3 protein-coding genes are annotated in these 6,180 nt (G+C 73.6%); all 3 read right to left on the bottom strand.

What is annotated here, in order from left to right; all coding sequences use genetic code 11:
• Window positions 1–224: 224 nt before the first annotated feature.
• Window positions 225–2,132, bottom strand: a complete 1,908-nt coding sequence (locus K6I34_RS29415) for an ABC transporter ATP-binding protein (RefSeq protein ID WP_229330496.1) — start codon at window positions 2,130–2,132, stop codon at window positions 225–227.
• Window positions 2,129–3,934, bottom strand: a complete 1,806-nt coding sequence (locus K6I34_RS29410) for an ABC transporter ATP-binding protein (RefSeq protein WP_374231051.1) — start codon at window positions 3,932–3,934, stop codon at window positions 2,129–2,131. The genes K6I34_RS29415 and K6I34_RS29410 overlap by 4 nt, the downstream gene beginning before the upstream one ends.
• A gap of 117 nt (window positions 3,935–4,051) precedes the next feature.
• On the bottom strand, window positions 4,052–6,178 hold the full coding sequence (glgX, locus tag K6I34_RS29405; RefSeq protein ID WP_229330492.1) for a glycogen debranching protein GlgX: 2,127 nt from the start codon (window positions 6,176–6,178) through the stop codon (window positions 4,052–4,054).
• Between the last annotated feature and the right edge of the window lie 2 nt (window positions 6,179–6,180).

Genomic DNA, 6,180 nt, shown 5'->3' with positions numbered 1-6,180 from the left:
GTCCAATGACGGGCGGGTAACCGGACGGCGGCCGGGCCCGGGGCGCTCCGGCGGCACAGGGGTACTCCGGCGGCACCGAGGCGCCCTGGCGGTGCCGGGATTCACGGTGCCGGAGTCCACGGAACCGGAGTCGGCGGCACCGGAGTCGGCGGCACCGAGATTCGCGGCGCCCGCGTGCTCCGGAGCCCGCCGGGAGGCAGGCGGGCTCCGGACCGGCGGCGGGCTCAGACCAGGCTCTCGCGCCAGGCGCGGTGGAGGTCCGCGAAGCGGCCCGTGCCTTCGGTCAGTTCCCCGGGGGTGCCGTCCTCGACGACGCGGCCGTCGGCCATGACCAGGACGCGGTCCGCGATCTCGACCGTGGAGAGCCGGTGGGCGATGACCACGGCCGTACGTCCGCGCAGCACCGTGCGCATGGCCTCCTGCACCGCCCGCTCGCCGGGGATGTCCAGCGAGGACGTCGCCTCGTCGAGGACGATCACCGCGGGGTCGGCCAGCAGGACGCGGGCGAAGGCGACCAGCTGGCGCTGGCCCGCGGAGATGCGGCCGCCGCGCTTGCGGACGTCCGTGTCGTAGCCGTCCGGGAGGGCCGAGACGAACGCGTGGGCGCCGATGGCCTTCGCGGCCCGTTCGACGTCCTCGCGCGACGCGCCGGGGCGGCCGACGGCGATGTTGTCGGCGACCGTGCCGGAGAAGAGGAACGACTCCTGGGTCACCATCACGACCCCGCGCCGCAGCTCCGGCCCGGCCAGGTCGCGCAGGGGGACGCCGTCGATCCGGACCTCGCCCTCGACCGGGTCGTAGAACCGGGCGAGCAGCTTGGCCAGGGTCGACTTGCCCGCGCCGGTCGAGCCGACGACGGCCACCGTGTGCCCGGCGGCGAGCGTCAGGTCGAAGCGGGGCAGCACCTCGGCGCCCGAGCGGTACGCGAAGCGCACCCCGTCGAAGACGACCTCGCGCCCGGGGGTGCCCGCGGGCCGCTCGGGGAGCGAAACCGGGTGCTCCGGTTCGGGTACGGACGGGCGCTGGGCGAGCAGCCCGGCGATCTTCTCCAGCGACGCGGCCGCGGACTGGTAGGAGTTGAGGAACATCCCGAGCCGGTCCAGCGGGTCGTACAGCCGCCGCAGGTAGAGCACCGAGGCGGCCAGCGCGCCGAGCGCCAGCTCGTCCGAGGCGACCCGGTAGGCGCCCCACAGCGTGATCGCGGCGAGCGCGGCGTTGGCGGTCAGCCGGGACCGGAAGACGTAGCGGGCCATCTCCAGCATGGCCGCCGCGTTCGCCTGCTGGTGCCGGATGTTGAGCCCGGCGAAGTGCTCCTCGTTGGCGCGCTCGCGGCGGAACGCCTGCACCGGCCGGATCCCGTTCATCGTCTCGGTGAACTTCACGATGACGGCGGCGATCCCGGAGGACCGCTCGCGGTACACCGACAGCACGCGCCGCTGGTAGGAGCGCACGAACAGGTACAGCGGGGCGAACGAGAGCACGGCGGCCGCGCCGATGCCCCAGTCCAGCCAGAGCAGCGTCACCGAGATGTACACCACCGACAGGCCGACGGCCAGCAGCTCCTGGAGGCCGTCGTCGAGCAGCTCGCGGATCGACTCGACGTCGGTGGTCGCGCGGGAGATCAGCCTGCCGGAGGTGTAGCGCTCGTGGAAGTCGACGCTCAGCGACTGGGCGTGCCGGAAGATCCGGCCGCGCAGCTCCAGCAGCACGTCCTGCCCGATGCGGCCCACCAGCCGCACGAACGCCAGCTGGAACAGGCCCGAGGCCAGCGCGCACAGCCCGTACGCGACGGCGACGGCGACGAGCGGCCCGTGGTCGCCCCGGCGCACGGCGGGCACACCGCGGTCGATGGCGTACGCGACGAGCAGGGGCCCCGCCTGGACGGCGGCCTGCTGGAGGAGCAGCAGCAGCGCGGCGAGGCGTACGCGCCCCCGGGCGGGCGCGAGCAGTGAGCGCAGCAGCGCCCACGAGGCGCCCTTGGGCGCCGGCAGGACGTCCTTGGCGAAGGCGTCGGGCTCCTGGGCGGCGTCCCGTGCTGTGCCCGCTGCCGTGCCCGCTGCCGTGTCCGGTGCGGGGCCTTCGGTCGCGGGGAGCTCCTGCTCCGCGGGTCTCCGGTCGGAGGCGGTCGTCATCGTGCGCCTCCCTGGGCGAGGTGGCTCTCCTGACCGGACATGAGCGACGCGTACTCCTCGCTGGTGCGCAGCAGTTCGTGATGGGTGCCGACCGCCGTGATCCGCCCCTCGGAGAGCAGTGCGACCCGGTCGGCGAGCAGCACGGTCGACGGGCGGTGGGCGACCACGAGAGCGGTGGTGGTCGCCAGCACCTCCCGCAGCGCCGCCTCGACCAGGGCCTCGGTGTGGACGTCGAGCGCCGAGAGCGGGTCGTCCAGGATGAGGAACCGGGGCGTGCCGACGACCGCGCGCGCCAGCGCGAGCCGCTGCCGCTGGCCGCCGGAGAGGCTCAGCCCCTGCTCGCCCACCTCGGTGCCGGGGCCGTCGGGGAGGCCGTGCACGAAGTCCGCCTGGGCGACCGACAGAGCACGGACGAGATCGGCCTCGCGGGCGTCCGCGGCCCCCATGAGGACGTTCTCGGCGATGGTGGTGGAGAACAGCATGGGATCCTCGAAGGCCACGGACACCAGCTCGCGCAGCCGCTCGCGGGGCAGGGCCGTGACGTCCTGGCCGTCGAGGGTGATCCGCCCGGCCGTCGGCTCGTGGAGGCGGGGGATCAGCGCGGTGAGCGTGGTCTTGCCGCTGCCGGTGGCGCCGACGAGGGCCATGGTCTCGCCGGGCCGGATGTGCAGGTCGACACCGCGCAGCACGGGCGGGGCACCGGCGGGCGCGTCGGGGTAGCGGAACTCCACGCCCTCCAGCCGCAGTCCGTCGGGCCGGCCGGGACGCGCCTGCCGCGGAACGGACGGCTCCGCCTGTTCCGCGGCAGACGTGTCGGCCTCCGCCGGGGCGTCCATCACCTCGAAGAAGCGGTCCGCCGCCGTCGCCGCCTCGTTGCTCAGCGCCAGCAGGAAGCCGATCGACTCCACCGGCCAGCGCAGCGCCAGCGCCGTCGACAGGAACGCCACCAGAGTGCCCGCCGACAGATCGCCGTCGGCGACCTGCACCACGCCGAGCACCAGCGCCGTGCCGATGGCGAGCTCCGGCAGCACCATGATCACTGCCCAGAGCCTTCCCAGCAGCGCCGCCTTGCGCAGCTCCGTCGACCGCAGCCGCCCGGCCAGCGCCTCGAAGGCACGCTCCTGACGCCGGTGGCGCCCGAGGCCCTTGGTGACGCGGATGCCGAGGACGCTCTCCTCCAACACCGTCGTGAGATCGCCGACCTGGTCCTGCGCGGCGCGTGCCGTCCGCGCGTAGCTCTCCTCGAACCGGTGGCAGACCACGACCAGTGGCACCACCGGCGCCAGCAGCACCAGCCCCAGCGTCCACTGCTGCGCCAGCAGCACGGCGAAGCCGATCACGATGGTCACGCCGTTGACCAGCAGGAAGACCAGCGGGAAGGTCAGGAAGATCCTGATCAGCACCAGATCGCCCGTGGCCCGCGACAGCAACTGCCCCGAGGGCCAGCGGTCGTGGAAGGACACGGGCAGCCGCTGGAGGTGACCGTACAGATCGGCCCGCATGTCCGCCTCGACGCGCGAGAGGGGCTGGGCGAGGACCCTGCGGCGCGCCCTGAACAGCGTGGCCTCGGCCACGCCGAGTGCCAGTAACAGGGCACCGCCGAGCCACACACCGGACGGGTCGCGCTCGGTGACGGGACCGTCCACGAGCCACTTCAGGACGAGCGGGATGACGAGCCCGACGCACGAGCCGAGGACGGCGGCGGCCGCGGCGGCGGCCAGCCTGCCGCGGATCGGCTTGACGTAGGGACTGAGACGTAGCAGGGAGCGGACGGGCGAGTGCGGTTCTCTGTTATCAACCATCATGACTGAGCGTAAGGTTGACCACTGACATCGCTCACGGGATTTTTGGCAGCGACCCGTAAGGGGCGCGAGGAACGGCGCGACCAGCCACGGACGAGCCGCAGTCGCGCACCGGCCCTACGAGGCACCCCGGTGGGCGCGCACCGGTGACGCGACAGCCGCCCGCACCCGCCACAGCAGAAGCGACCGAGGCCGCACCGCAACCGGCCCGCCCGCAGGGCGAACCGTGCCAGGAGGCACGGCCTGCACCTCCAGCGCCGTGTTCACCAGCAGCTCGTACGCCGACGCCCACGGCGGCCCCGGCAGGACGAACGGGACCGGCCCCGCCCCCGCGTGCAGCACCGTCAGGAAGCTGTCGTCCGTGACCGGCTCGCCCCGCGGGCCGCGGCGGGGGATGTCGCGTCCCGAGAGATACATGCCGAGCGTCGCGGAGGGCGCGTACCAGTCCGCCTCCGTCATCTCCGTCCCGGCGGGCGTGAACCACGCGAGGTCCCGTACCCCGTCCGCCGCCCGCGGGCGCCCGGAGAAGAAGGAGTGGCTGCGCAGGACCGGATGGGCGCGGCGCAGGGCGAGCAGCCGGGCGGTCAGCTCGGCGAGGTCCCGCCAGGCGGGGTCCTCCAGCAGGGACCAGTCGATCCAGCTGGTCTCGTCGTCCTGGCAGTAGGCGTTGTTGTTGCCGCCCTGGGTGCGGCCCATCTCGTCCCCGGCCACCAGCATGGGCACGCCGGTGGACAGCAGCAGGGTGCCCAGCAGGTTCCGTAACTGCCGCCGCCGCAGGGCGAGGACGGCGGGGTCGTCGGTGTCGCCCTCGGCGCCGCAGTTCCAGGAGCGGTTGTCGGAGGTGCCGTCGCGGTTGCCCTCGCCGTTGGCCTCGTTGTGCTTCTGGTTGTGGCTGACGAGGTCGCGCAGGGTGAAGCCGTCGTGCGCGGTGACGAAGTTGACGGAGGCGTACGGCCTGCGGCCGCCCCACGCGTAGAGGTCGCTGGAGCCGGAGAGGCGGTAACCGAGGTCGCGTACGTCCGGCAGGGCGCCCCGCCAGAAGTCGCGCACTGCGTCGCGGTAGCGGTCGTTCCACTCCGTCCAGAGGGGCGGGAAGGCACCGACCTGGTAGCCGCCGGAGCCCACGTCCCATGGTTCGGCGATGAGCTTGACCCGGCGCAGCACGGGGTCCTGGGCGATGACCGCGAGGAACGGCGAGAGCATGTCGACGTCGTGCAGGGAGCGGGCGAGCGCCGCGGCCAGGTCGAAGCGGAAGCCGTCGACGCCCATCTCGGTCACCCAGTAGCGCAGCGAGTCGGTGATGAGGCGGAGGACGTTCGGCTGGACGACGTGGAGGGTGTTGCCGCAGCCCGTGTAGTCGGCGTAGCGGCGGGCGTCGCCCTGGAGGCGGTAGTAGCGGCGGTTGTCGATGCCGCGCAGGGAGAGGGTCGGCCCCAGCTCGCCGCTCTCCGCCGTGTGGTTGTAGACCACGTCGAGGATGACCTCGATGCCCGCCGCGTGCAGGGCCCGCACCATCCGCTTGAACTCGCCCACCTGCCCGCCGCGTGTGCCGGTGGCCGCGTAGGCGGCGTGCGGCGCGAAATAGCCGATGGAGTTGTAGCCCCAGTAGTTGCGCAGCCCGCGCCGCAGCAGGTGGTCCTCGTGCGCGAAGTGGTGGACGGGCAGCAGCTCGACGGCGGTGACCCCGAGGCGGACGAGGTGCTCGACGGCCGCGGGGTGCGCGAGCCCGGCGTAGGTGCCGCGCAGCCGCTCGGGTATGCCGGGGTGACGCATGGTGAAGCCGCGTACGTGCAGCTCGTAGATGACCGAGTCGGCCCAGGGGATCTTGGGCCTGCGGTCGTCCGACCAGTCGTCGCCGTCGGCGACGACGACGCCCTTGGGGACGTGGGGGGCGGAGTCGCGGTCGTCGCGCACGGTGTCGGCCACGTACTGCTGCGGCCAGTCGCGGACGTGCCCGTACACCTCGGGCGGCAGGGAGAAGTCCCCGTCTATGGCGCGCGCGTAGGGGTCCAGGAGCAGCTTCGCGGGGTTCCAGCGGGCGCCCGTCCAGGGGTCCCAGCGGCCGTGGACGCGGTAGCCGTAGCGGCGGCCCGGGAGCACGCCGGGCACGAAGCCGTGCCATATCTCGTGCGTCAGCTCCTCCAGGCGCAGCCGGGTCTCCCGTTCCCGGGGGCCGTCGGGCTCCGCCTCCGGGCCGTCGTCGAAGAGGCACAGCTCCACGGCCTCCGCCCCGGCCGCCCACAGGG

It is taken from the genome of Streptomyces sp. UNOC14_S4 (genome assembly GCF_020740835.1).
Classification (GTDB): Bacteria; Actinomycetota; Actinomycetes; order Streptomycetales; family Streptomycetaceae; genus Streptomyces.
The sequence above is the reverse complement of the archived record's forward strand: the minus strand, read 5'-3'. Positions and strand labels throughout refer to the sequence as shown.